Below are 23,176 nucleotides of genomic sequence, written 5' to 3'. Positions count from 1 at the left end.
TATATGAAACGTATCATAAATAATATAGTTTTTAGCGTTCTTGTCCTCGTAGCATTCTTTGCTTTCAACGCCTGTACAAATAATCATAAAGAGGGCGATGGGCATAATCACGGAACGGAAGCAGAAACAACAACGGACGAACACGAAGAAGAAAATGTTGCCGTGCTGACCGATGAGCAGATGAAAGCCGTTGGTATCGAAATAGGGATGATTGAACAAAAACAATTATCCGCAACATTGAAAGCCAACGGAGGATTGAGAGTACCCAACAGCAACAAGGCAAATGCAACTTCAATGTTTGGTGGCGTTATCAAATCCCTCAATGTGGAGATAGGCGATTTTGTAAAGAAAGGTCAGGTCATCGGCACAATTTCCAATCCGCAATTCATACAGTTGCAGGAAGAATACCTAAGCATTAATAGCCGGATAGAATTTGCAGAGCAGGAAGTGGCAAGACAAAGAGAGCTGAACGAGGGAAATGCAGGTGCAAAGAAAAACCTGCAAAGTGCCACATCTGAATTGAACACGTTGAGAACACGAAAAGCATCGTTACAACAACAAATCCAAATGATGGGTATTAATCCGGCTTCCTTGTCAAATGCGAGCCTTAAATCCTCGTTGGTCGTTACAAGCCCGATAAGTGGCACTATAAGTAACGTTTTTGCCAAAATCGGAAGCTATGTAGATGTGTCTTCGCCTATTGCCGAAATAATAGAGAACACAGCATTGCACTTGGATTTACAGGTTTATGAAAAGGATATTCCCCTTATCAAAATAGGTCAGAAAATAGATTTTGTCGTAACCAACAATCCCAATAAGACCTATTCTGCCGAAGTGTACAGTATTGGTTCATCTTTTAGCGGAGAGAGTAAGACCATTGCCGTTCACAGCAGAATTACAGGCGATAAAACAGGATTGATTGACGGAATGAGTATAACCGGAATGGTAAGTTTAGATGATGTATTAAGTACGGCTGTACCCAACGATGCTATTGTCAATGCAGACGGAAAGTATTACATCTTTTTGGTCAAGGAGCAGGAAGAAGAACCCCACGAGCATAAAGAGGGAGAAGCTCACGACCACGATGAAGAGGAGGCTCACGACCACGGTTCTGAAAAGGGAACTCGATTTGTAAGAATGGAAGTCATTAAAGGTGCTTCTCTATTAGGTTATACGGCAATTACACCTGTAAGTGAAATTCCTCACGGAACGCATATCGTGGTAAAAAGTGCATTTTTTGTGAATGCAAAAATGGATGATTCGGGAGAACACGCCCACGCTCACTAAAAAACATTGGATAATGAAAAAAAACATTGAACAGAAGCTGTTGTCAAAGAACACCAATCCGACCAGTATGCGGATATTGGTTTATGATTTCTTGGAGCAACAGCAAACAGCAATGTCCCTATCTGAAATCGAGAGCCATTTTTATAAAGCAGACAGGGTTACGATTTACAGGACTTTGAAAACTTTTGAAGAAAAAGGCATTGTACACAGTATTCAGGAGAACACTACGGTCAAGTATATTCTGTGCCACGATGGGTGTGATGAAAATACACACAAGGATTGGCACTTACATTTCTATTGTAAGATTTGTAAGCAGACAACCTGTAAGGAGGATTTTATAATACCGCAGAATGGAAGTCAGAATTACCGTATCGACGAACTAAAATTATTTGGTAAGGGAATTTGTGAAAACTGTTTAAAGGAGAGTTTGCAATAGCATTGCAGGCTCTCCCTGTGTAACTTTGTTATAAATATAAATGTGTTATGGACACCTATCTTAAAGAAACAAAAATCCTTGACTACTCCAATGCTTCCATACAAAAGCTATTGGAGCAGAGAGGGTGGGAAAACTTGGACACCGTTGCCAAAGTTCAAGCCATTTACAATTTTGTACGGGACGAAATAAAGTTTGGCTATAATGTTTCTGATTATATTTCCGCATCGCAGGTGCTGAATGACGGGTACGGACAATGCAACACAAAAGCCACTTTATTAATGGCTTTGTTAAGAGCAACAGATGTACCTAACCGTATTCACGGCTTTACCATTGACAAGGCATTGCAGAAAGGAGCTATTACAGGTATTTGGTACAGACTATCGCCTAAGAATATCTTGCATAGCTGGGTTGAAGTTTGGGTAAACGAGCAATGGTATTTTTTGGAGGGCGTGATTTTGGATAAACCGTACCTCACTAAATTACAGGAACAGAACAGTGATTGCAAGACCACTTTTTGCGGTTTCGGGGTTTATACCGATAATTTTGAGAACCCGCCGATTGAATGGAACCTCAATAATACATTTATTCAGGATAAAGGCATCAATCGGGACTTTGGCGTTTTTGATACACCCGATGCGTTTTATGCAAAACATCAACAAGAACTGAACGCTTTCAAGAAGTTTATTTTTCAGCATATCGTGAGGCATATAATGAATAATAATGTAGAAAGAATAAGAAATAAAAAAGTGTAACGAACCTAAAAAATTAAAGGCTATGATAAATACAGACAAAAATCACAAGCATACTTACGATGCACAAGGCAAAATGACTTGTTGCACACAGGAAGAAAAAATCTACACCAAAGCAGGTGCTAAGGAATTGGTAAAAGGGCATCACAAAAATGACGGGCATAATCACGACCACAGTGATGATGACGGACACGACCATTCGCATTCAGGAGATACTGACAATGTTTTCAAGATGTTTCTTCCCGCCATTATTTCCCTTGCGCTGTTGCTTGCAGGTATTGCAATGGATAATTGGTTTCCGCAGACGTGGTTTACCGATTGGGTACGGATTATTTGGTACGTGGTGGCTTATGCTCCTGTTGGACTGCCCGTACTCAAAGAAGCCGTTGAGAGTATTCGCAAAGGCGAGATTTTCTCGGAGTTCTTTTTGATGGGCATTGCAACTATCGGGGCATTTGCCATTGGCGAATATCCCGAGGGCGTTGCGGTAATGTTGTTCTATGCCGTTGGCGAAGTTTTTCAGACAATGGCTGTTTCGAGGGCAAAATCAAACATCAAATCTTTGCTTGACCAAAGACCCGATGAAGTAACCGTTTTAAAAAACAATGAACCGCAAACCGTAAAGGCAGAAACTGTTGCCGTTGGCGAAATTATACAGCTTAAACCGGGAGAAAAATTAGGCTTAGACGGAGAACTGTTGTCCGAAACGGCATCTTTCAATACATCGGCTTTAACAGGCGAAAGCAAACCAGATACAAAAAACAAAGGCGAAACCGTTTTGGCAGGGATGATAAATCTCAACACCGTATCGCAGGTAAAAGTTACGACCGCATACACCGACAGTAAGTTGAGCAAGATTTTAGAATTGGTGCAAAACGCCACTGCACAAAAAGCACCAACGGAATTATTTATCCGGAAATTTGCAAAAATCTATACGCCTATTGTAGTGCTGTTAGCCATAGCCATTTGCCTACTGCCTTATTTCTTTGTGGAAAATTATGAGTTTAGAGATTGGCTGTACAGGGCTTTGGTATTCCTGGTTATTTCCTGCCCTTGTGCGTTGGTTATTTCCATTCCCTTAGGTTATTTCGGTGGTATTGGTGCTGCGAGCAAAAATGGAATACTGTTCAAAGGAAGTAACTTTTTAGATGCTCTTTCCGATATTCAAAACGTAGTGATGGATAAGACAGGTACAATGACAGAGGGCGTTTTTAAGGTTCAGGATATCAACTTCAATCCCGAATTTGATAAAGCTGAAATTCTGGAATTAGTCAACATTTTGGAAAGCCATAGCACACACCCCGTAGCAACCGCTATTCACGGATACGTGGGGAGACCGAATAATGAAATTCGATTGGAAAATACGGAGGAAATCGCCGGACACGGTTTGAAATCAACGGTAAACGGTAAGGATTTATTGGTCGGGAATTTCAAACTGATGGGTAAGTTCGGCATATCATACGACTTAGACCCGAACAGCATCGTTTATACAACTATTGCCGTTGCATACGACAGCAAATTTGTTGGTTACATCACGATTGCCGACAGTATCAAAGAAGATGCACAAGAAACCATAACCCTATTGCATAAGCTCAATGTTAAAGCAACGATGCTTAGCGGAGATAAAAGTACCGTTGTGAAATATGTAGCGGAGCAGTTGGGGATAGACAATGCCTTTGGAGATTTATTGCCCGAAGACAAAGTAAACAGAGTTAAAGACATCAAAGCCAAAGGCGAAAGCGTTGCTTTTGTGGGCGATGGTGTAAACGATGCTCCTGTTGTGGCATTGAGCGACGTAGGTATCGCAATGGGTGGATTAGGGAGTGATGCCACTATCGAAACCGCAGATGTGGTCATACAGGACGATAAGCCAAGTAAAATACCTATGGCAATCAACATCGGTAAACAGACAAAGAAAATCGTTTGGCAAAATATCGGTTTGGCTTTCGGTGTCAAAGCTATTGTACTCGTACTTGGAGCAGGTGGATTGGCGACAATGTGGGAAGCTGTTTTTGCGGATGTTGGCGTAGCGTTATTGGCAATTTTAAATGCGGTAAGAATACAGCGAATGAAATTTTAAACCCCTTCAATTTATGAGTTTTGAAAAGGAAAAAGAAAATACGCAAAAAGAAATATATCCCCAATCGGCATATTTCTCAATCAAGAAAGCCTGTAAAAAGGGTAGAAAGATTGCATCACCGAATACTTAATTGGACAATGCTGATTTTCCTCTCTGCCATATTGATATTCCTAATTTTTGCTGTTGTCCGTCATATTTATCATCATTATATAGGTAATTTTCAGCACCATCAACACCAACATCATCATCATCGTTGAAATGACAGATGTTTTTGATGAGGGAACAGCGCTGTTGGCAATTCACTACTCATAGTGCGCTTAAACATTTCAAAATAATCGAATGAATAAATTTTACAACGAAACATTACATAGGTTAAAAACAACAGTCAACGAATTGGAGGTTGAAGCTGATTGCTCCATACAACGGATAGAAGCTGTTATACTTCTTATTGTAGAATGCCTATCCGAATTAAAGGAATATGTGCTAAAAACAGGGTTCAGCGATGAAGACGAAGAAATCCGTTTTTTCAAACATCAGAAACCTACCATCGTTGCAAAGCTCATTTATTACAATGCTGTGTATAAGATTGAAGCCAAAAGACCTTATGGCGGAAAAGAAGTTTTGGAAGAATATTTCAATAAAGAATTATCAAAGCTCAAAAGGTTTTTTGATAACAATATGGCGTTTTACAGCTATTACAGAACCGACAGCACTTATCTTGACCACACCTATTTTGTTCGTGGCAAGCACAATGTTCAATTGAGTTTGGACACATTCTATTTTGAAACCGACCACAGTTTTTCCACTTCCCACGATTACAAAGTAGCAAAGATTATTGCCAATGATTTGATACAGGACTACCTCGAAGACCAACTATCAAAAACAGCCACAAGCGACAAACCGACAACCCTGCATTGAACAGGTAGCAAGACCGCTTTAACCGAATTGATTTATGCACTACATTCACAAGGCATATTCAATAACGCCAATGCAGATATTAAACCTATCGTCAAAGTCTTTGAAAGCACTTTTAATGTTGATTTGGGAGATTTCTATCACACGTTTTTAGAACTCAAATCCCGAAAAATGAACAGAACTAAATTCCTTGACAGCCTTAAAGAAAGCCTTATCAAAAAAATGGACGAGCAGGACGGTAGGTAGGGTTTGCTATATCTGTACAGCGTAAAAAGGGTTTAATAAAAGCCCTTTTTTCTTGTCCTGTTTTACCAAGTGTAATAATCGGATATTAAAATCCTTTGTATGGTTTTGAGAATAATAAATTTTGTATATTTGCTGTGAGCTAACGGAAACGTGTTGAAAAGCAAAGCAATAAGCACCGTTACCAAATCGTTACTTGACTATCTTTGATAACCCACATAAGAGCCTTGTATTCAACCGAAAAGGCTTTTTCCTGAAAACTTTAAAATAAAAAGTGCCGTACGAAGATACGGCACTTTTATAAGAATATCATCTTAAGAATGTCTTACTGATGTCTACTTTCTAAATTTTTAGCGACAGTCTCTAACGAAAGACCTTTTGCACGTAATAATACAATTAAGTGAAACAGCAAATCTGACGCTTCATTAATCAAATCAGTTTCTGTTTCAGCTAAAGCAGCAATAACAGTCTCCACACCTTCTTCCCCTACTTTCTGTGCGATCTTATTAAGACCTTTTTTGCGTAAGCGGTTTACATAAGAATCTTCCGAAGGAAATTCAAAACGATTTTTCACAATACGTTCTAATTCCAACAAAAAGTTTTGATTATATTCTGTATTAAAACAACTGCGTGAACCGGTATGACAAGTAGGACCTACAGGCTCTGCTTTGATTAAAATAGTGTCTTGGTCACAGTCGATATGATAGCTTTTTACCAATAAAAAGTTACCACTCTCCTCACCTTTTGTCCACAATCTATTCTTCGTTCTGGAGAAATATGTAACTTTCTTTTCTTGTTGTGTCTTTTGCCAAGCCTCTTCATTCATATAGCCTAACATCAACACTTCTAATGTTTGAAAATCTTGGACAATTACTGGAACTAGTCCATTTCCTTTTTCAAAATCTATCATAGCTTTCTTTATTTTGCTGCCCTATATCTAAAAGGACTAAATCTATATCAACGTCATTTCGATAAGGAGAAATCTGTTATTAGATATCTCACTACACTTCGTTTCATTCGAAATAACGAATATTACCTAACAACAATACCGTTTTTACGTAATGTTTCTTTCAAGTCTGGAATCAATATCTCACCGTAGTGGAATACTGAAGCCGCCAAAGCAGCATCCACATTCGCTTGTTGGAATGTATCCACAAAATGTTGTTGATTTCCAGCACCACCTGAAGCAATCAATGGGATGTTAATCGTATCATTGATTTTCTTTAACAAACCATTATCAAAACCATTCTTAGTACCATCATGGTCCATCGAAGTCAATAAGATTTCGCCTGCACCACGACTCTCGGCTTCTTTAATCCAATTTTCTGTTTCGATGTCTGTTTTATCACGACCTCCGCGTAGGTGCACATAATTTTTCCCATCTACCAAGCGTGTATCCACCGCAACAACTACGAATTGTGTTCCGAAAGCTTTTGCCAAATCATCAATCAATTGCGGATTGCGAACTGCAGCCGAATTAATCGAAATTTTATCCGCACCACTATTTAACAAGATTTCAGCATCACGCATTTCGTTGATACCGCCACCAATTGTAAAAGGAATATTAACCTGACGAGCTACTGCTTTGACCAAGTCAATAGTAGTTTTACGCTTTTCGTGTGTCGCTGTAATATCCAAAAACACCAATTCATCAGCGCCTTGTTCCGAATATTGCCAAGCCAACTCCACTGGATCCCCCGCATCACGCAAGTCGACGAAGTTCACGCCTTTTACGGTACGGCCATCTTTGACATCCAAACAAGGAATGATACGTTTTGCTAGCATCTTAGAATTTAATTAATGCTTTCAAATTCCAATCTTTAATCTCTTCAATCGTGATTTTGTTTTCGTAAATCGCTTTACCAACCACTACTGATTCGATGCGCCCCAAATCGTTCAATTCTTCGATATCTTTCATCGAAGAAATACCTCCTGAAGCGATTAATTTGATAATTGGCGAGTGATCTAACAATTTTTTGTACAGCTCAACACCAGCGCCACCTAATTTTCCGTCTTTAGAAATATCAGTACACAAGAAACGGAAGAATCCTAATGCCAAACATTTATCAATATACTCAACCAATTTGATTGGTGAACTTTCTAGCCAACCTGAATATTTAATAACCTCATCTAATACATCAATCGCAATAACGATGTGATCTGCGTATTTGACAGGACCTTGATTTAAGGTTGCTAATTCTTCCAAGAAAGAAGGATTAGTAATCGCTTGCGTACCCACGATAACACGGTAAACACCTGCATCTACCAATTCTTTTACTTTCTCGATACTGCGTACACCACCACCATATTGTACCTTCATATCCGTTTTTTGGATAATTTCAAAAAGGTATTCTTGGTTGGAGAAATCGCCTTTAGCACCGTTCAAATCAATAATATGTACCATTTCAGTACCATTAGCATAGTAATTTTTGATTTGTTCTTCTAAAGAGATATCGTAAGTCGTCACGTCTTGGTAATTTCCTTCTCTAAGACGTACTACCTTCTTGTCTAAAACATCAATCGCTGGAATGATATACATAGTAATATTTTTATTTAATTAAAATTTAGAAAAATTTAATAACAACTGCTCGCCAAACTTACCCGATTTCTCTGGGTGAAATTGTACGCCATAAAAGTTATTTTTTTGAAATGCTGCCGCAAAATCCAAATCATACGAACATGTTGCCGCAACAGTCGATTCTTCGCGCTCTATAAAATAAGAGTGAACAAAGTAAAAGTAGCTATTATCTGGAATATCCGTAAAAAGTGGACTGTTGTTTTCTTCGCGAACACTGTTCCAACCCATATGCGGAACTTTAGCTCCTATACGTTTGTCAAAGTGTAACGTTTTAACAGGGAAAATGTTCAGCATATCTGCATTCCCTTCTTCCGAGAAAGAAGTCATCAGCTGCATGCCCACACAAATACCCAATACAGGTTTTTGTAATGCCAAAATGGTATCCACCAAGCCTGTATCCTGCAACTTTTTCATTGCAGCACCAGCATGTCCCACACCTGGAATAATAATGTGGCTATATTTTTCGAAGTCTTCTTGGGTATTAATCATTCCATGCTCTACTTGGATTCTATCCAACGCCGCCGTCAATGAAAATATATTCCCTGCTCCGTAATTTACAATTCCAATCATATTTATGAAGTAGTGAGTATTGCGTATTGCGTATCAAGACTAAATTGGCTAAGTACGCAATTCTCAGTACTCAATTCTCAATACTATAAAACTCCCTTCGTACTTGGCAACTGCATATTGTCTGCGTCGCGGCGTACAGCTTTTTTGATTGACTTCGCAAAAGCTTTGAAAATCGCTTCTATCTTGTGGTGCTCGTTATCGCCTTCTGCTTTGATATTCAAATTTGATTTCGAAGCATCAGAGAATGATTTGAAGAAATGGAAAAACATTTCTGTCGGCATATCTCCGATTTTTTCACGTTTGAATTCCGCATTCCACACAATCCAGTTACGTCCACCGAAGTCTAAAGCTACCTGCGCTAGACAATCGTCCATTGGCAAGGTATAAGAATAACGTTCAATTCCACGTTTATCGCCTAAAACTTTCAAAAAGATTTCACCTAAAGCGATACCTGTATCTTCGATCGTATGATGCTCATCAATATGCAAATCACCTTTCGCTTTCACAGTTAGGTCAATAGCACCGTGACGTGCGATTTGGTCCAACATATGGTCGAAGAAAGGTAAACCTGTATCGATATCCGCTTTTCCCGAGCCATCCAAATTCAACTTGATATAAATATCAGTCTCATTTGTTTTGCGGTGGTGCTCGCCAGTACGTGTTCCTAATTTTAAGAATTCGTAAATCGCTTTCCAGTCCGAAGTTTCTAAAGCTATAAACTCCTCCGAAAATTCAACTCCTTCATGCTTACCCAACTCATCATTATTACGCAACCAGATAGCTTTAGCGTCTAAATTTTCAGCTAATTTCACATCATTTACGCGGTCACCGATGACGAATGATTCGGCCAAGTTATATTTTGTAGCATCAAAATATTCACCTAACATACCAATTCCTGGCTTACGTGTAGGTGCATTTTCATGCGGGAAAGTACGGTCAATATGTTCTTTGGCAAAAGTTACACCTTCACCAGCTAATGTTTCAATAATAAAATGATGTACTGGCCAAAAGTTCGCTTCAGGATGTGAGTCTGTACCCAAACCATCTTGATTCGACACCAATACTATTTCAAAATCCAGCTCCTTCGCAATACGCGGAAGATACTGCAATGCGCCTGGATAAAACTTCAATTTTGCAAAAGAATCTATTTGTTGGTCTTCGGGCTCTAAGATTAAAGTGCCATCACGGTCAATAAATAAAACTCTTTTAATCAAATCTGCCATGGTTAGTTATATATAAAATTGCTTGATAGCCTCTATTAATTTAACATTTTCGTCCGCTGTACCTACAGTGATTCGTAGACATCCTTCACACAACTCCACTTTCGAACGATCACGTACAATAATTCCTTTATTTACTAAGAAGTTATACAATTCACGTGGTTCTACCAATTTAGCCAAGATAAAGTTCGCATCAGAAGGTGTGATGTGGTGGATTTGCTCAATTGTTGCCAACGCTTCAACCAATTTTTCACGTTCTGCAACCGTATCTTTAATCCAAGTATTTACTTGTTCTACATTTCCCAAAGCTTCCAATACTAAGTCTTGTGTAGCTTGGTTGATATTATAAGGAGGTTTTATCTTATTAAATACAGCAATTATTTCTTTGCTGGCGAAAGCCATACCCAAACGTAATGCCGCTAATCCCCAAGCTTTTGACAAAGTCTGAAGAATAACCAAATTCGGAAATTCGTTCAATTCTTGTGTGAACGAACGTTGTTTTGAGAAATTGATATACGCTTCATCAATCACCACGATTCCGTCAAAATTCGTCAATACCGTTTCTATATCTTGGCGACGAATGCTATTTCCTGTTGGGTTATTTGGTGAACAGATGAAAATCAATTTTGTATTCGCATCAATTGCTGCCGCAATACCATCCAAATTCAACTGATAGTCTGGAGAAAGATTTACTTTACGAATCTCGACATCATTGATATTCGCAGAAACCTCATACATACCGTAAGTCGGCGGAACCAAAATCACATTGTCCACTCCTGGCTTACAAAAAGCTCTGTACAAAATATCAATAGCCTCATCGCTACCATTTCCTAAGAAAATATTGTCTGCTGGTACGCCTTTGATAGAAGAAAGTTTGCTTTTAACTTGATGCTGCAATGGGTCTGGATAGCGGTTGTAATGATGCGATAATGGTGAACCAAATGAATTTTCATTCGCATCCAACAATACCGACGCTTCTCCTTTGAACTCATCACGAGCGGAAGAATATGGGACCAATTTCTTGATGTTGTCCCGTAAAAGATTTTCTAAGTTAAAAGACATAATAAGAGCCTGTTAAAATTTTGGCGTAAAGATGGTGAAAAATCCACAAAAACGCTAGACATTATACCATTTTCCTTCTGAACTCAACTCTGTATTGACAAATTCTAATTTTGCCTCCTGAAGTAATGGAGTTAGTTCGCGGTAGCGGGCGGAGTAATGCCCAAGCAATAATTTTTTAGCTCCCACTTGTTTAGCGATTAGTGCAGCTTCTAAACAGGTGCTATGAAACGTTTCTATTGCACGTGGTAACATATCATGCATAAAAGTACTTTCATGATACAGTAAATCCACATTTTGAATGCTAGAAACATACGATTCGAATGCTCTTGTATCCGAACAGAATGCATAGCTGCGTGGTGCAGGTGCTGGTTTAGTTAATTCAGAAGCCTTATATACTGTTCCATCCAAATCCACACAGTCAATTCCTTTTTTTAACTGCTGAAAGAAAACAGTAGGCATATTGAGATGCTGGATTTTCTCACGGATCAACGAAGCGCTTCTTTGCGCCTCATCAAATCGGAATCCTGTGGTAGGAACTCGATGTTTCAAAGGAAATGAAGTAACACAAATCGTATTATTCTGAAAAATCAATTCTTCTTTTTCAGGATTAGTCGCATGAAAAATAAGATTGTATTGTAAGTATGTTTCCGAATGCTTCAGCTGAAGATTAATAATATCAATCAATGGCGCTGGACCATATAAATGAAGATCACTATAGCGACCGTGTAAGTTCATTGATGACAACAAACCTACTAATCCCAAATAGTGATCTCCATGTAAGTGACTGATGAAAATATGCGATATTTTATTGCTTTTTACACCATAACGGTGTAATTGCATTTGCGTACCCTCACCACAATCTATTAAGAATATCTGTTCATTGAAATTTATTATTTGGGCGGTTGGATGGCGTTCAAACATAGGTGTAGCCGAACTGTTCCCCAAAATCAAAACTTCAAATCTCATAAAATATTTATCCTCCTATTACGTCACGCTTAAGTTCATTCCCAAAAATCAAATCCTCCGCTGCGGCGATTGACTTCAGAATAGTAAAGTGTTGATCCAAACCTAAAGCTTTTAGCGTTTGCATCACTTGTGGATTAATATTTATAATGATAAAATCTCCACCAACAGCATGACACAAACGATGTGCTAAAAGTCCCATTCGGATACCCTCTTCGCTAATTTCCTTTACCAAATTAAGATCTAACACAATATTACGCTGTCCGGCGGTATTCCGCAACATGAACTCACCTTTTAAATAATTGGCAGCAACGCCATCAATAATTTCACGCAACGGTTCGATAACTACATATCGCTCGTGCTTATCAATTGTGTATCTCATAATGAAGTGTGTTGTTTTTTATAATTCCAATAATGCCTTATTGATATTACTTTCAACACGCGCTAATACTTCGCCATCAGCAGGATATTGGAATTTCTCACCTGTTATATGCTCATACAGCTCAATATAACGCTCAGAGATAGATTGAACAATTTCGTCAGTCATTTCAGGTACTTGTTGACCTTCTTTTCCTTGGAAACCATTCTCAATTAACCATTGACGCACAAACTCTTTAGAAAGTTGTTTTTGCGGTTCTCCATTGGCTTGTCTTTCCTCATATCCTTCTAGGTAGAAATAACGCGATGAATCTGGTGTATGAATTTCGTCCATTAAATAGATTTTTCCATCCTTCTTACCAAACTCATATTTCGTGTCTACTAATATCAGTCCTCTTTCTTTAGCAATTTCCGTACCTCTTTGGAATAATGCATGCGCAAATTTCTCTAATTGCTCGTAATCCTCTTGACTTACAACCCCTTGCGCAATAATATCTTCTTTTGAAATATCTTCGTCATGACCTACTGCAGCCTTAGTTGTTGGGGTAATAATAGGTTCTGGAAACTTATCGTTTTCTTTCAAACCTTCTGGTAAAGTTACACCACACAATTCGCGACCACCATCGCGGTAGATACGCCAAGCATGACCTGACATATAACCACGTATCACCATCTCCACTTTGAATGGTTCACACATATGACCTACTGTAGCCGAAGGATCTGGTACTGAAATCACCCAGTTTGGGAGAATATCTTCCGTAGCTTTTAAAAACTTAGCAGCAATTTGATTTAACACCTGCCCTTTGTAAGGAATTGGTCTAGGCAATACCACATCAAAAGCCGAAATACGGTCTGATGCGACCATTACCAAATACTCATTGTCAATCGTGTAAACATCTCTTACCTTACCTCTGTAAAAAGCAGTTTGTTTGTCAAACTGAAAATTAGTTTCTTTTATCGCACTCATCTTATTTAATATGACATCTTGTGATGTCTTGTATATTTATTTATTATTGTTCAAATCTCCGTAAGCTTCCAAAATACGTTTCACCAATTTGTGACGTACCACATCACTCCCTGTTAGGTGGACGATGTCAATCCCTTGGATGCCATCTAATATCTTCACAGCTGTGGCTAAACCAGATTGATTTTTCTTAGGTAAGTCGATCTGTGTCAAGTCACCTGTTACAATAAATTTGGCTGTAGGTCCCATACGCGTTAGAAACATTTTCAATTGCATATCGGTAGCATTTTGAGCCTCGTCTAAAATCACAAAACAGTTGTCCAGTGTACGGCCACGCATGAAAGCTAAAGGCGCAACTTCGATAGTTCTGTTTTCCAAATAACCTTTCAACTTTTCAGCAGGAATCATATCGTCAAGGGCATCGTACAAAGGTCTCAAATACGGATCCACTTTCTCTTTCAAATCTCCAGGCAAAAAGCCTAGATTCTCTCCTGCTTCCACAGCCGGACGAGTTAAGATAATACGTTTTATTTCCTTATTGCGCAAAGCACGAACAGCTAACGCTACTGCTGTATATGTTTTACCCGTACCTGCAGGACCAATAGCAAACAAAATATCATTCTTATTGATACTATCCACCATCTTACGTTGGTTTGGCGTACGCGCACGTACAATTAGCCCATTAGGACCATAGACGATGGGTTCACCTTTCAATGCTGCAGAAGCATCTGTCTTTTCTTTTTCAGCAACTGATTCCGCACTTGGTTTAACGCCCAAAAGTTCTTCTAATTGAATAGGCTCAAGATTGTGGTATTTAGAAACGTGATCTATAATGGTAGAGAATACAGTTTCAAAAGATTTCTGTTCATTATCTTCACCTAGCACCTTAAGTTCTGTACCCCTAGCTATCAAACGCAATTTTGGGAATCTTTCTTTAATAGACTCAAAATTCTCGTTTTGCGCACCCCAAAGCGAAGCTAAGTTGACGCCGTCCAAATTGATTATTAATTCACCCAAACTTTTATATTTTTAGTGTAATGGTTTCATAGTAAAGATAAATATCTTTGTTTACATCGATAAATGATTTTTATCTTACTAAACAAAAATACAAACTAATATTCTGACTCTCACTAATTCTAAAAAATATTCATTATTTTGAAGAAATATGAGGTATTAACATGGGTAGTTTTTATACCTTTGTAATCTGTTTTTAGAAAATATTAAGGAATAGCTATAGCGCGTCTCTCTTAGCGCACTAACAAACAAACATGAGTGTAATTACATTAACAACTGATCTTGGGTATCGCGATTTTTATCAAGCGGCACTTAAAGGAAGCATCATCTCTTTGCTTCCTGATGTCAGATTAATTGATATCACGCATGAAATCCCTTCATTTAATATTCAAAATGCGGCTTTTGTATTGCAAAATGCCTATCATTATTTCCCGAAAAACACCGTTCATCTTATCGGTATAGACACAGTATTTCAAGAAGGTAGTCGTTATATTGCCATGAAATACAACGGACATTATTTCGTAGGTGCCGATAATGGTATTTTCAGTATTATTTTGGGTGAAGACCAAGCAGAAGAATTGTATGAAATTGAAATCATGCAAGATCTTCGCTTCTTACATTTTCCTTTGGCCGATATATTAGTTAAAGCAGCTTGTCACATCGCTTCGGGAAAAGATATTGCCGAGCTGGGAACTAAAATTGATGCGCCTCTTCAAAAGGTAACCTTACTCCCTATTATAGAAGGAAATATTATCAAAGGTCACGTCTCCTATATTGATTCTTTTGGCAATGTAATCAGCAATATCAGTAAAGATTTGTTCAATCAAGTCCAAAAAGGACGTAATTTTATCTTGCACTTCAAGCGTAACGAGACCATCAACAAAATGAGCTGGCATTACAATGAAGTTTCCGAAGGTGAAAAGCTATGTCTTTTTGGAATATCCAACTTCCTAGAAATCGCTATCAACAAAGGTAACGCCAGCACTTTATTGGGACTTTATCCCGATGAAATGATTATGATTGAGTTTATATCTTAATTAAAACCCAAATCCCAGCATAACAGATAACCGATGCATATGATACTTATCATAAGAGTAGTTATCATATCCTTGTAGGAGTGAATTATCAGCATTCCACAATACAGGTGAATCTTCAGTCCACCGGTAGTTGTAATAATTATCTTCTTTTAAAACTTGGTATTTGTAACCAATTGCCAAACTAAAATATTCTTTATTTCGTTTGGATTTCCAATGTATCCCAAGTTGAGGAGAAGCGAGCACACCTCCTTCATAAGATATTTTGGAGAGATTAGACACTTCTTTCTTATTCAAATTAATACCATACCCTAAATCAAAAGCTCCAAATAATGATGTCCTTTTTTCTGGTTTTAATATATATTTAGCTTGAATAAATATGGGTATTAACTTGAACGTTTTATCATCCACTTCATTGAACATATATTGCTCATAGCCACTTCCTATTCCAAAATAGGCACTTGGTGAAATATCATAAGAACTTATTCCTCTAAAGGAATACCCCAACTCTTTTGTAGCAACGCCGTAAGTTAAAATTCCACCTTCAAGCTGGGTTAAATATTTTTTTGTCTGTCCATAACCAGAACTAATCCCCATCAAGATCAGAATCAAATAAAGAGAAATGCGCATATTAATCTTGAATAGGTTTTACAGATATACAACTTAATAATTTCAAAGACTTTTTGTTCGAATAATCATATTGACACACACCCTTCTCTCCTATTATGATTAAGGATTTTGGACCTGGAATCACATCAGTGCTGTTTAATTGAGACAGATGCTCGATTGGCGAATAGCCGATATTGTTTACATCCGACGCCTCAAAACTTTTAAATCCATATTTACCTTCACAGATATACAATACATCTCCTGACAATCCTAAGCCATGAGGATTTTGCATTTGAAAAGTCTTCACTAATTTGGGGGCTTTCAAATCTTTAATATCTACTACTTCTAAAACATTTACAATGCCTGCGCAAACTGCACCTGTGCGCAACGTGACAAAAGCATAATCGTCATTTACCACGACAGGATCGCAAGCACGAACGTGCTCATATCTCGATAATTCTTTTGGTGCTGAAGCATCTTCGATATTATAAATATACATCCCTGAATTTGTTCCGATGAAAAGATTGTCTTTATAAGGAAAGATGGTTTCGATACCCCACCCCAACTTAATATTTTTCTTAAATGATGGTTTCGTTTTGTCCGAAACATCAAATAAGTTCATAGATGAATGATCTACAGCATACAAGTGTTCATTGGCTAAGGTAAATCTCGCCATCGAACCTCCTTGACCATAACTTCCTCCACCATCGGAATTGGAGTAATTCACTGTCTCTTTATAATAGTTTATATAAGGATTATAAGTCCGAAAGTATTCTCTACTCACTACCGTATCCACATACCTCACCACTACACTGTTCAATGTTTGATTTTCATAATCATATTGATAGACATTCTTGAAAACCTCTTCAATACGATTCAATAATGTTGGTTTTGTAGGATTAGATAAATCAAAGGCTAATAAATCTACATAGCTATCTGCATAAAGCACGTTGTCTTTTACAGCCATGTCCACATTTCCAGGAATATTCAAGAAAGCAACTGCGCTTGGATTGGAAGGGTTTACATTATTAAAAATATGAATCCCCTTCATTGGCTCATTTATGAATAAGTAATCCTTGAAAATATAGATTTTACCTGTTTGCTCGATAGCTTGCGGCTCGACTACTGATGTCATTTGAGTGCGAATAACCGACATCTTTTCAAAGACAGGCAAACGAGTTTTGAAATAAGTATTACTCTCCACTTTGTCGCAACCCAGCAATACGCTCATAGCAAGCCCAATAAATAAAAAAGATTTTATTAAATTCATAATCTGGTTGTTTAGTATATCTGTAAAACGATATACATTTTTGGATTGCTACAATCCAAAAAAAAATTAAACTAAACCTAAACAGTCAAGTCTTAATCAAGAACAAAATCGTAACAAATGAAAAACTTGCTTTTTGCACTTTTAATTTTATTCACCACTACAACTTCTTTATTAGCTCAATCTCCTTTAGACAATTCCACTTCTTTCGAGGATCAACGCAAGCGTGTCAATAATCTACTAAATGCACGTAATCAGAAATTTGGAGAATATGATGTTTCACTTCAACAAAAGACTGGAATTTTTGGTCTCTTCAAATCCAAAAATGACATGCAGAAATCCATTGATATTTTAAAACAAATCGTCGTCACAGACAATAATATTTTCATAGAAACACGCAAACTTTTGGATCTAAAAGACAGTGAAAAAGAACGCTATGAGCAGCTGGCGAACGAATATGATCAGCAAGTCACAGCCTATATGAAAACAATCTCAAAATTGCAGGCTGAAAATGACAAGTTAAAAGATAAAATCAAATCATTGGAAGAAGAAGATCTCAATAGCAGCAAGTATATTTATGTATTTATTTTGATAATAGTTGCACTTATTTTGGGTTTACTATACCAATACAAGCAATTGAAATCGAAAAATGTGACGAAAGTCTGATGTCATCCATTGGGAATATATGTACATTTGTCGCCATTAAATAAGCATTGAGTTAACGAAAATGGCTAGACAAAGACTGAATAGTGGCAATACCCAAGCTGAAGAATTACCAAAACCAAAAATTAGCAAGGAACTAGTAAAAAAAGCTTTAGAAATTTTTACATACCTGAAGCCTTTTAAGTTCAAGTTTGCTATGGGGATGGTATTTTTGGTACTTTCAAGCTTGACAATGCTAACGTTTCCAGCTTTGCTAGGAGCCATGATCGATGCAGCTCAAGGAAAGCAAATCTATCCGTGGTTAGAGCCAAGCGTTTTTTACATTGGCGCTTTATCTTTGAGTATTTTATTATTCATGTCGATAATGTCTTTCTTTCGCATTCGACTATTTGTAGAAATTGCAGAGAAAGCTCTAGCCCACATCAGACGTGATTCTTACCTAAAACTTATAACTCTTCCTGTCGATTTTTTTGCAAATAGAAGAGTTGGGGAATTAAACAGCAGATTATCTTCTGATTTATCTCAAATCCAAGATACGTTAACAACGACTTTAGCTGAAATAATCAGACAAATGTTAAGCCTTTTGATCGGTGTGTTATTATTGGTTTGGGTTTCACCAAAATTGGCCTTAATGAATTTAAGTATATTACCAATTTTGGTAGTTACAGCAATTTTCTTCGGAAGATTTATTCGTAATCTATCACGCCAAACTCAAGATCAGTTAGCGGATTCCAATAGTATAGTACAAGAAACCTTATTAGGTATTTCCAATGTTAAAGCGTTTGTAAATGAATTTTATGAAGCACAACGATACAGCAAAAAATTAGATAATGTGGTGAAGCTAGCTATTAAAGGTGCTACTTTCAGAGGCTTGTTCGCTTCATTTATCATCTTCTGTATTTTCGGTGCTGTAATCGCGGTAATTTGGTATGGTGCATCCTTAGTCTCTACTGGCGAAATAACAGTAGGTGATTTAACCACTTACATTTTGTATTCCATGTTTGTAGCTGGTTCTATGGGAAGCTTCCCAGAATTATATGCTGGTATTCAAAAAGCATTGGGAGCAAGTGAACGTGTGATTGAGATTTTGAATGAGAAGACCGAAAACATCATCGTTAACGAGGATAACAAAGACATCATTAAACCTATTGCGGGTAAGTTGACATTTTCTTCTGTACAATTTGCTTATCCATCTAGACCTGATATTAATATTCTAAAAGACATTTCATTTATAGCTAATGCGGGAGATAAGATAGCAATTGTGGGGCCTAGTGGCGCTGGTAAATCTACTATTGCCTCTTTAATCTTACAATTCTATAATCCTACGAAAGGCCAAATCTTATACGATGATTTGGACGCTTCCCAATATTCATTAACCGATATTCGTAATCAAGTGGCTATCGTACCTCAAGATGTCCTCTTATTTGGAGGAACTATTCGTGAAAACATCAATTACGGCCGTCTGGATGCCAATCCTGAAAGTATTATTGAAGCTGCAAAACGCGCGAATGCACACGACTTCATTATGGGTTTTCCAGAAGGATATGATACTATTGTAGGCGAACGTGGGGTAAAATTATCTGGCGGACAACGTCAACGCATTGCTATAGCAAGAGCTTTATTAAAAGATCCTTCCATTTTAATCTTAGATGAGGCTACTTCTGCCTTAGATTCAGAATCCGAAAGATTAGTTCAAGAAGCTTTAGAAGAGTTGATGAAAAATCGTACTTCTATTATCATCGCTCACCGACTATCTACCATTAAAAATGCAGACAACATCGTTGTAGTAGAAGACGGTGTAGTAGCAGAGTTTGGTAATCACGATGAATTATTAGCTAAAGGGTCAGGACTTTACCATCATTTATACACTTTACAATCCGCTAAACGCACAGTGGAAAGTTAAATAATGTTAATGCAATAATCTCAAAACTTTTTGGAATGATGCTTGTTTTATAAAGACACTAAATAGGTAGTCATTATATATACATTCAAAATTTCAATATTATGAAAAATAAAAACGGATTAGTAGCATTTGCATTATTAGGTCTTGCGGTGGGTACAGCTGCTTATTATTTATTAGCGACAGAAGACGGTAAAAAAACTTTAGATAAAGCAAATTGTGGCATCAAAGATTTAACGAAATCCCTAAAAGAGCTTTCCAAAAAAGAATCTAAAAAAGCTTCAAAATTGGCTGCAAGTGCAAAAGAAGAATTAGAAAATCTTAAATCAAAAGCGAAAGACGCAAGTAAAAGTGTATTAGACAAAGTATCTGACAAAGCTTCTTCATGGGCAAACAAAGCTTCAGATGCTGCGCAAGGATTAGCTAATCAAGCAGAAGATATTGCTGACAAAGCAAAATCAGATATTTCGAACGCTTAATCTAGCATTCAATCGGCTAATTTCAAATTATGTGTATCTTTGTAGCACATGAGTCTTTTGAAAGAAGTCAAAACTTTAGTCCATAAAGATCTTATCTTAGAATGGCGATCAAAACATGCTATCAATAGCATATTTCTATATGTAGTATCTACAGTTTTTGTTTGCTATCAAGCATTCAAAACTGTAGATAATGCTTTAATGTGGAATGCCCTTTTTTGGATTATTCTACTTTTTGCCTCTATTAATGCTATAAGTCGTTCTTTCGTCCAAGAAAGTCAATACCGACAACTGTATTATTATTCTATTACAGGCCCCAAAGCAATCATTCTTTCGAAAATTATTTATAACACTATTCTCATGGTGTTACTGTCTATTATTGCTTATTTCACCTATTCTGTAATCTTCAAAAACCCTGTTGGTGATGCCCTACTTTACTTTGTAGCGGTTTTGTTAGGAAGCATCAGTTTTGCTACAGTCTTTACGATGGTATCTGGCATTAGTTCTAAGACAGGCAATAATAGTACTATAATGGCGATTCTGGCTTTCCCTGTCATTATACCTTTACTAATCGTATTGATTAAGTTGTCGAACAATGCATTACAAGGATTAGATCGCGGAATTAGCTACGGTGAAATCGCGGTATTACTCGCAATTAATGTCATAACTATTACTATTTCTTTATTGTTATTTCCTTACCTTTGGAGGGATTAAAATTATTAGTAAATAATGAGAAAAAATTGGTGGAAAATCCTTGCGGCGTGTATGGTAAGTGCGTCTGTTGTCGCTGGTTTTATCGGTCCTGTACCCGAGCTTCACATTCTAAATGAATCCATTCGTAACGTTTATTTTCACGTGCCTATGTGGTTTACCATGTTGACACTGTATTTGATCTCTGTAATAAACAGTATCAAATATTTGAATAGTGGAGACATAAAACATGATATGCTTGCAGTCGAAGCTGTGAACACAGGAATTATTTTCTGTGCTTTCGGTCTTTTGACAGGTATGCAATGGGCAAATATTACCTGGGGAGAGCCATGGCCAAATGATCCGAAATTAAATGGTTCGGCTATCGCTACATTAATGTATTTGGCGTATTTGGTATTGAGAAATGCCTTGGATGAAGAACAAAAACGCGCTAAAATATCCGCTGTATACAACATCTTCGCCTTCCCTATAATGGTCGTATTGTTGTACATCTTGCCCAAATTAACAGATTCTTTGCATCCAGGAAATGGTGGCAACTCCACATTTGGAGACTTAGACATGGACAATTACATGCGTCCTGTATTTTACACAGCTGTAATTGGCTGGATATTGACTGGTTCATGGGTTTGTACATTACGTTACAGACTACGTCTATTAGAAAACAAAGCAAATAAAATTCAATAAATAGTAGAATGAAAAAAATTAGCCTTGCATTAGCATTCGTGCTATTCTCTATATGCACTTTTGCTCAAGACAACACGGTAGAAATGGCTACAGGATTGAGAAGTTCGGGAAAGATTTGGGTTGTAGTCGGCGTAATCTTGACAATTGTAATTGGTATGTATATTTATTTATTCACCATTGACAAAAAAGTAAAAAAATTGGAAGACAAATAGTCTTTCCAATTTTTTGATTTGCCAAAACTATGATTATCAATCAACACAGAAAATTCACCCCTATCAACATATTTTGGGTATGTGCCGTGGGAACTATACTGTGTTTGGGGGCTTTTTTTCATTTGCCTGCAGAACTCAAACCTTTCTTTCTAGAACCTGCTGTTGATAATCTCCTTAACATTGAATTTGGAAAAAATCTTGAACCTCAATCTAATGTGTTAATCACATTAGTCTTGACGTTGTTACAAGCTTTTCTCCTCAATAAAGTTATCAACCACTTCAATTTTTTAGGCAAACCTACTTTCTTAACAGCACTGATGTTTATGACATTAGTGAGTTTGTTTTTGCCGTTTTTGGTGCTATCTCCTACGTTGATTTGCAATTTCATCACTATATGGATGATGGGCAAATTATTCAATATGTATAAACAAGCTGATGTCAAAACGTTGATGTTTGATTTGGGTATGATTGTAGCTTTAGGAAGTCTGATTTACTTTCCATTCATCGTCATGCTGATGTTGTTATGGATAGCTTTAATCATATTCAGACCTTTTATATGGCGTGAATGGGTAACACCTATTTTGGGCTTTAGCGTGATCTATTTCTTATTGGGCGTGGCTTATTATTGGGTGGATCGATGGGATGAATTCTTGGAAATATTTAAGCCTTTCGTCAATTCCTTGCCTACTGGACTAAAGGTTGATTATCACGATTATTTTGTTGTTTTTCCTGTAGGAATTGCAATGTTATTGTTTCTTTTGGTCTTGAAAGATCAATATTTCAGAAGTATAGTTCATATCAGAAAAGCCTTTCAATTGTTGTTCTATATGCTACTTTTGATTATTGGATCATTTTACCTGAATAGCCAAATTACAATTAACCATTTTTTATTATGTGCGCCGCCGTTGGCTATTTATTTGGCCTATTATTTTGCCTACGCTAAAATAAAATGGCTTTATGAAAGTATTTACATTATAATCGTTGCAACAATTATTTATTTCCAATTTATGTAATGAATTAATATTTAAATGATTAACCTTTTTTAACAAAATAGACTCAGGTATTCATTTAAAAATAAATAGTTTTGTATCCAATAAAAGTTAGTATTATTATTGACCTAACAGTATAAAAGAATAGTCCAATATCGGATTTTAATAAATA

Annotated in this window: 25 protein-coding genes and 1 pseudogene; 13 read left to right on the top strand and 13 right to left on the bottom strand. The window is 37.1% G+C overall.

Annotated elements, in window-relative coordinates:
• The first annotated feature begins 3 nt into the window (after positions 1-3).
• The 4 genes from H8B04_RS01900 to H8B04_RS01885 are packed head-to-tail and all read left to right on the top strand — an operon-like array spanning position 4 to position 4,552.
• Complete coding sequence (locus H8B04_RS01900; protein ID WP_190301263.1) at positions 4-1,287, top strand: efflux RND transporter periplasmic adaptor subunit; 1,284 nt, start codon at positions 4-6, stop codon at positions 1,285-1,287.
• A gap of 13 nt (positions 1,288-1,300) precedes the next feature.
• Positions 1,301-1,723 carry a Fur family transcriptional regulator gene (locus H8B04_RS01895; RefSeq protein WP_013597180.1) on the top strand — a complete coding sequence of 141 codons (423 nt, stop codon included), beginning with the start codon at positions 1,301-1,303 and terminating at the stop codon, positions 1,721-1,723.
• A 47-nt stretch (positions 1,724-1,770) separates the two neighbouring features.
• Positions 1,771-2,475 (top strand): transglutaminase-like domain-containing protein, encoded by a 705-nt coding sequence (locus tag H8B04_RS01890; protein ID WP_003010388.1) that lies wholly within the window; start codon positions 1,771-1,773, stop codon positions 2,473-2,475.
• A 22-nt stretch (positions 2,476-2,497) separates the two neighbouring features.
• Positions 2,498-4,552, top strand: coding sequence for a heavy metal translocating P-type ATPase (locus H8B04_RS01885; protein WP_190301262.1), 2,055 nt, complete (start codon positions 2,498-2,500; stop codon positions 4,550-4,552).
• Between the two features lie 126 nt (positions 4,553-4,678).
• On the opposite strand, the gene H8B04_RS01880 is transcribed toward H8B04_RS01885, so the two are convergent.
• Positions 4,679-4,855: a hypothetical protein gene (locus tag H8B04_RS01880; RefSeq protein WP_156138256.1), complete on the bottom strand. Its 177-nt coding sequence runs from the start codon at positions 4,853-4,855 to the stop codon at positions 4,679-4,681.
• A gap of 36 nt (positions 4,856-4,891) precedes the next feature.
• Between H8B04_RS01880 and H8B04_RS01875 the strand changes: the two are divergent.
• Positions 4,892-5,713, top strand: a pseudogene (locus H8B04_RS01875) (RteC domain-containing protein).
• A 322-nt stretch (positions 5,714-6,035) separates the two neighbouring features.
• Here H8B04_RS01875 and hisIE read toward each other — a convergent pair.
• From hisIE to H8B04_RS01825, 10 genes are all read right to left on the bottom strand, one after another.
• Positions 6,036-6,620 (bottom strand): bifunctional phosphoribosyl-AMP cyclohydrolase/phosphoribosyl-ATP diphosphatase HisIE, encoded by a 585-nt coding sequence (gene hisIE / locus H8B04_RS01870; protein ID WP_190301261.1) that lies wholly within the window; start codon positions 6,618-6,620, stop codon positions 6,036-6,038.
• Between the two features lie 122 nt (positions 6,621-6,742).
• Positions 6,743-7,495, bottom strand: a complete 753-nt coding sequence (gene hisF, locus H8B04_RS01865; protein ID WP_190301260.1) for an imidazole glycerol phosphate synthase subunit HisF — start codon at positions 7,493-7,495, stop codon at positions 6,743-6,745.
• A 1-nt stretch (position 7,496) separates the two neighbouring features.
• Positions 7,497-8,249 (bottom strand): 1-(5-phosphoribosyl)-5-[(5-phosphoribosylamino)methylideneamino]imidazole-4-carboxamide isomerase, encoded by a 753-nt coding sequence (locus H8B04_RS01860; RefSeq protein ID WP_165290044.1) that lies wholly within the window; start codon positions 8,247-8,249, stop codon positions 7,497-7,499.
• Between the two features lie 18 nt (positions 8,250-8,267).
• On the bottom strand, positions 8,268-8,858 hold the full coding sequence (hisH, locus tag H8B04_RS01855) for an imidazole glycerol phosphate synthase subunit HisH (protein ID WP_165290043.1): 591 nt from the start codon (positions 8,856-8,858) through the stop codon (positions 8,268-8,270).
• Between the two features lie 83 nt (positions 8,859-8,941).
• A complete protein-coding gene (gene hisB, locus H8B04_RS01850) occupies positions 8,942-10,081 on the bottom strand; it encodes a bifunctional histidinol-phosphatase/imidazoleglycerol-phosphate dehydratase HisB (protein WP_190301259.1) in 1,140 nt (379 codons plus the stop codon).
• A 6-nt stretch (positions 10,082-10,087) separates the two neighbouring features.
• The gene (gene hisC, locus H8B04_RS01845; protein ID WP_165290041.1) at positions 10,088-11,140 is read right to left on the bottom strand and encodes a histidinol-phosphate transaminase; all 1,053 of its coding nucleotides are present in this window, start codon (positions 11,138-11,140) and stop codon (positions 10,088-10,090) included.
• A 54-nt stretch (positions 11,141-11,194) separates the two neighbouring features.
• Entirely contained in the window at positions 11,195-12,106 is a 912-nt protein-coding gene (locus H8B04_RS01840) for a ribonuclease Z (RefSeq protein WP_190301258.1), read from the bottom strand.
• 7 nt (positions 12,107-12,113) lie between these two features.
• A complete protein-coding gene (locus H8B04_RS01835; protein ID WP_165290039.1) occupies positions 12,114-12,485 on the bottom strand; it encodes an STAS domain-containing protein in 372 nt (123 codons plus the stop codon).
• A gap of 18 nt (positions 12,486-12,503) precedes the next feature.
• Complete coding sequence (locus H8B04_RS01830) at positions 12,504-13,448, bottom strand: phosphoribosylaminoimidazolesuccinocarboxamide synthase (protein WP_165290038.1); 945 nt, start codon at positions 13,446-13,448, stop codon at positions 12,504-12,506.
• A 36-nt stretch (positions 13,449-13,484) separates the two neighbouring features.
• Complete coding sequence (locus H8B04_RS01825; protein ID WP_165290037.1) at positions 13,485-14,462, bottom strand: PhoH family protein; 978 nt, start codon at positions 14,460-14,462, stop codon at positions 13,485-13,487.
• A gap of 251 nt (positions 14,463-14,713) precedes the next feature.
• Here H8B04_RS01825 and H8B04_RS01820 point away from each other — a divergent pair, with 251 nt between their 5' ends.
• The gene (locus tag H8B04_RS01820) at positions 14,714-15,496 is read left to right on the top strand and encodes an SAM hydrolase/SAM-dependent halogenase family protein (protein WP_165290036.1); all 783 of its coding nucleotides are present in this window, start codon (positions 14,714-14,716) and stop codon (positions 15,494-15,496) included.
• Here the strand turns inward: H8B04_RS01820 and H8B04_RS01815 are convergent, their stop codons facing one another.
• Both H8B04_RS01815 and H8B04_RS01810 read right to left on the bottom strand, forming a co-directional pair.
• The gene (locus tag H8B04_RS01815) at positions 15,497-16,123 is read right to left on the bottom strand and encodes a hypothetical protein (RefSeq protein ID WP_190301257.1); all 627 of its coding nucleotides are present in this window, start codon (positions 16,121-16,123) and stop codon (positions 15,497-15,499) included.
• A gap of 1 nt (position 16,124) precedes the next feature.
• A complete protein-coding gene (locus tag H8B04_RS01810; RefSeq protein WP_165290034.1) occupies positions 16,125-17,372 on the bottom strand; it encodes an LVIVD repeat-containing protein in 1,248 nt (415 codons plus the stop codon).
• A 117-nt stretch (positions 17,373-17,489) separates the two neighbouring features.
• Between H8B04_RS01810 and H8B04_RS01805 the strand changes: the two genes are divergently transcribed.
• The 7 genes from H8B04_RS01805 (at position 17,490) to H8B04_RS01775 (ending at position 23,028) form a co-directional block, all read left to right on the top strand.
• Complete coding sequence (locus H8B04_RS01805; protein ID WP_165290033.1) at positions 17,490-18,035, top strand: hypothetical protein; 546 nt, start codon at positions 17,490-17,492, stop codon at positions 18,033-18,035.
• A 61-nt stretch (positions 18,036-18,096) separates the two neighbouring features.
• Positions 18,097-19,935, top strand: a complete 1,839-nt coding sequence (locus H8B04_RS01800; protein WP_165290032.1) for an ABC transporter ATP-binding protein — start codon at positions 18,097-18,099, stop codon at positions 19,933-19,935.
• A gap of 101 nt (positions 19,936-20,036) precedes the next feature.
• Entirely contained in the window at positions 20,037-20,411 is a 375-nt protein-coding gene (locus tag H8B04_RS01795) for a YtxH domain-containing protein (RefSeq protein ID WP_165290031.1), read from the top strand.
• Positions 20,412-20,459: 48 nt separating this feature from the next.
• Positions 20,460-21,122: a heme exporter protein CcmB gene (locus H8B04_RS01790; RefSeq protein WP_165290030.1), complete on the top strand. Its 663-nt coding sequence runs from the start codon at positions 20,460-20,462 to the stop codon at positions 21,120-21,122.
• Between the two features lie 15 nt (positions 21,123-21,137).
• Positions 21,138-21,803, top strand: a complete 666-nt coding sequence (gene ccsA / locus H8B04_RS01785; RefSeq protein ID WP_165290029.1) for a cytochrome c biogenesis protein — start codon at positions 21,138-21,140, stop codon at positions 21,801-21,803.
• 8 nt (positions 21,804-21,811) lie between these two features.
• Entirely contained in the window at positions 21,812-22,015 is a 204-nt protein-coding gene (locus H8B04_RS01780) for a CcmD family protein (protein ID WP_165290028.1), read from the top strand.
• Positions 22,016-22,044: 29 nt separating this feature from the next.
• Complete coding sequence (locus tag H8B04_RS01775; protein WP_165290027.1) at positions 22,045-23,028, top strand: DUF6427 family protein; 984 nt, start codon at positions 22,045-22,047, stop codon at positions 23,026-23,028.
• Positions 23,029-23,176: the final 148 nt, after the last annotated feature.

The sequence above is a fragment of the Sphingobacterium litopenaei genome (genome assembly GCF_014692495.1).
Classification (GTDB): Bacteria; Bacteroidota; Bacteroidia; order Sphingobacteriales; family Sphingobacteriaceae; genus Sphingobacterium; species Sphingobacterium litopenaei.
The sequence above is the reverse complement of the archived record's forward strand: the minus strand, read 5'-3'. Positions and strand labels throughout refer to the sequence as shown.

Bases quoted from the DNA above. Each gene is read 5' to 3' on its own strand.
- H8B04_RS01900 (WP_190301263.1), top strand. From the start codon at position 4: ATGAAACGTATCATAAATAATATAGTTTTTAGCGTTCTTGTCCTCGTA.
- H8B04_RS01895 (WP_013597180.1), top strand. From the start codon at position 1,301: ATGAAAAAAAACATTGAACAGAAGCTGTTGTCAAAGAACACCAATCCG.
- H8B04_RS01890 (WP_003010388.1), top strand. From the start codon at position 1,771: ATGGACACCTATCTTAAAGAAACAAAAATCCTTGACTACTCCAATGCT.
- H8B04_RS01885 (WP_190301262.1), top strand. From the start codon at position 2,498: ATGATAAATACAGACAAAAATCACAAGCATACTTACGATGCACAAGGC.
- hisIE (WP_190301261.1), bottom strand. From the start codon at position 6,620: ATGATAGATTTTGAAAAAGGAAATGGACTAGTTCCAGTAATTGTCCAA.
- hisF (WP_190301260.1), bottom strand. From the start codon at position 7,495: ATGCTAGCAAAACGTATCATTCCTTGTTTGGATGTCAAAGATGGCCGT.
- H8B04_RS01860 (WP_165290044.1), bottom strand. From the start codon at position 8,249: ATGTATATCATTCCAGCGATTGATGTTTTAGACAAGAAGGTAGTACGT.
- hisH (WP_165290043.1), bottom strand. From the start codon at position 8,858: ATGATTGGAATTGTAAATTACGGAGCAGGGAATATATTTTCATTGACG.
- hisB (WP_190301259.1), bottom strand. From the start codon at position 10,081: ATGGCAGATTTGATTAAAAGAGTTTTATTTATTGACCGTGATGGCACT.
- hisC (WP_165290041.1), bottom strand. From the start codon at position 11,140: ATGTCTTTTAACTTAGAAAATCTTTTACGGGACAACATCAAGAAATTG.
- H8B04_RS01840 (WP_190301258.1), bottom strand. From the start codon at position 12,106: ATGAGATTTGAAGTTTTGATTTTGGGGAACAGTTCGGCTACACCTATG.
- H8B04_RS01835 (WP_165290039.1), bottom strand. From the start codon at position 12,485: ATGAGATACACAATTGATAAGCACGAGCGATATGTAGTTATCGAACCG.
- H8B04_RS01830 (WP_165290038.1), bottom strand. From the start codon at position 13,448: ATGAGTGCGATAAAAGAAACTAATTTTCAGTTTGACAAACAAACTGCT.
- H8B04_RS01820 (WP_165290036.1), top strand. From the start codon at position 14,714: ATGAGTGTAATTACATTAACAACTGATCTTGGGTATCGCGATTTTTAT.
- H8B04_RS01815 (WP_190301257.1), bottom strand. From the start codon at position 16,123: ATGCGCATTTCTCTTTATTTGATTCTGATCTTGATGGGGATTAGTTCT.
- H8B04_RS01810 (WP_165290034.1), bottom strand. From the start codon at position 17,372: ATGAATTTAATAAAATCTTTTTTATTTATTGGGCTTGCTATGAGCGTA.
- H8B04_RS01805 (WP_165290033.1), top strand. From the start codon at position 17,490: ATGAAAAACTTGCTTTTTGCACTTTTAATTTTATTCACCACTACAACT.
- H8B04_RS01800 (WP_165290032.1), top strand. From the start codon at position 18,097: ATGGCTAGACAAAGACTGAATAGTGGCAATACCCAAGCTGAAGAATTA.
- H8B04_RS01795 (WP_165290031.1), top strand. From the start codon at position 20,037: ATGAAAAATAAAAACGGATTAGTAGCATTTGCATTATTAGGTCTTGCG.
- H8B04_RS01790 (WP_165290030.1), top strand. From the start codon at position 20,460: ATGAGTCTTTTGAAAGAAGTCAAAACTTTAGTCCATAAAGATCTTATC.
- ccsA (WP_165290029.1), top strand. From the start codon at position 21,138: ATGAGAAAAAATTGGTGGAAAATCCTTGCGGCGTGTATGGTAAGTGCG.
- H8B04_RS01780 (WP_165290028.1), top strand. From the start codon at position 21,812: ATGAAAAAAATTAGCCTTGCATTAGCATTCGTGCTATTCTCTATATGC.
- H8B04_RS01775 (WP_165290027.1), top strand. From the start codon at position 22,045: ATGATTATCAATCAACACAGAAAATTCACCCCTATCAACATATTTTGG.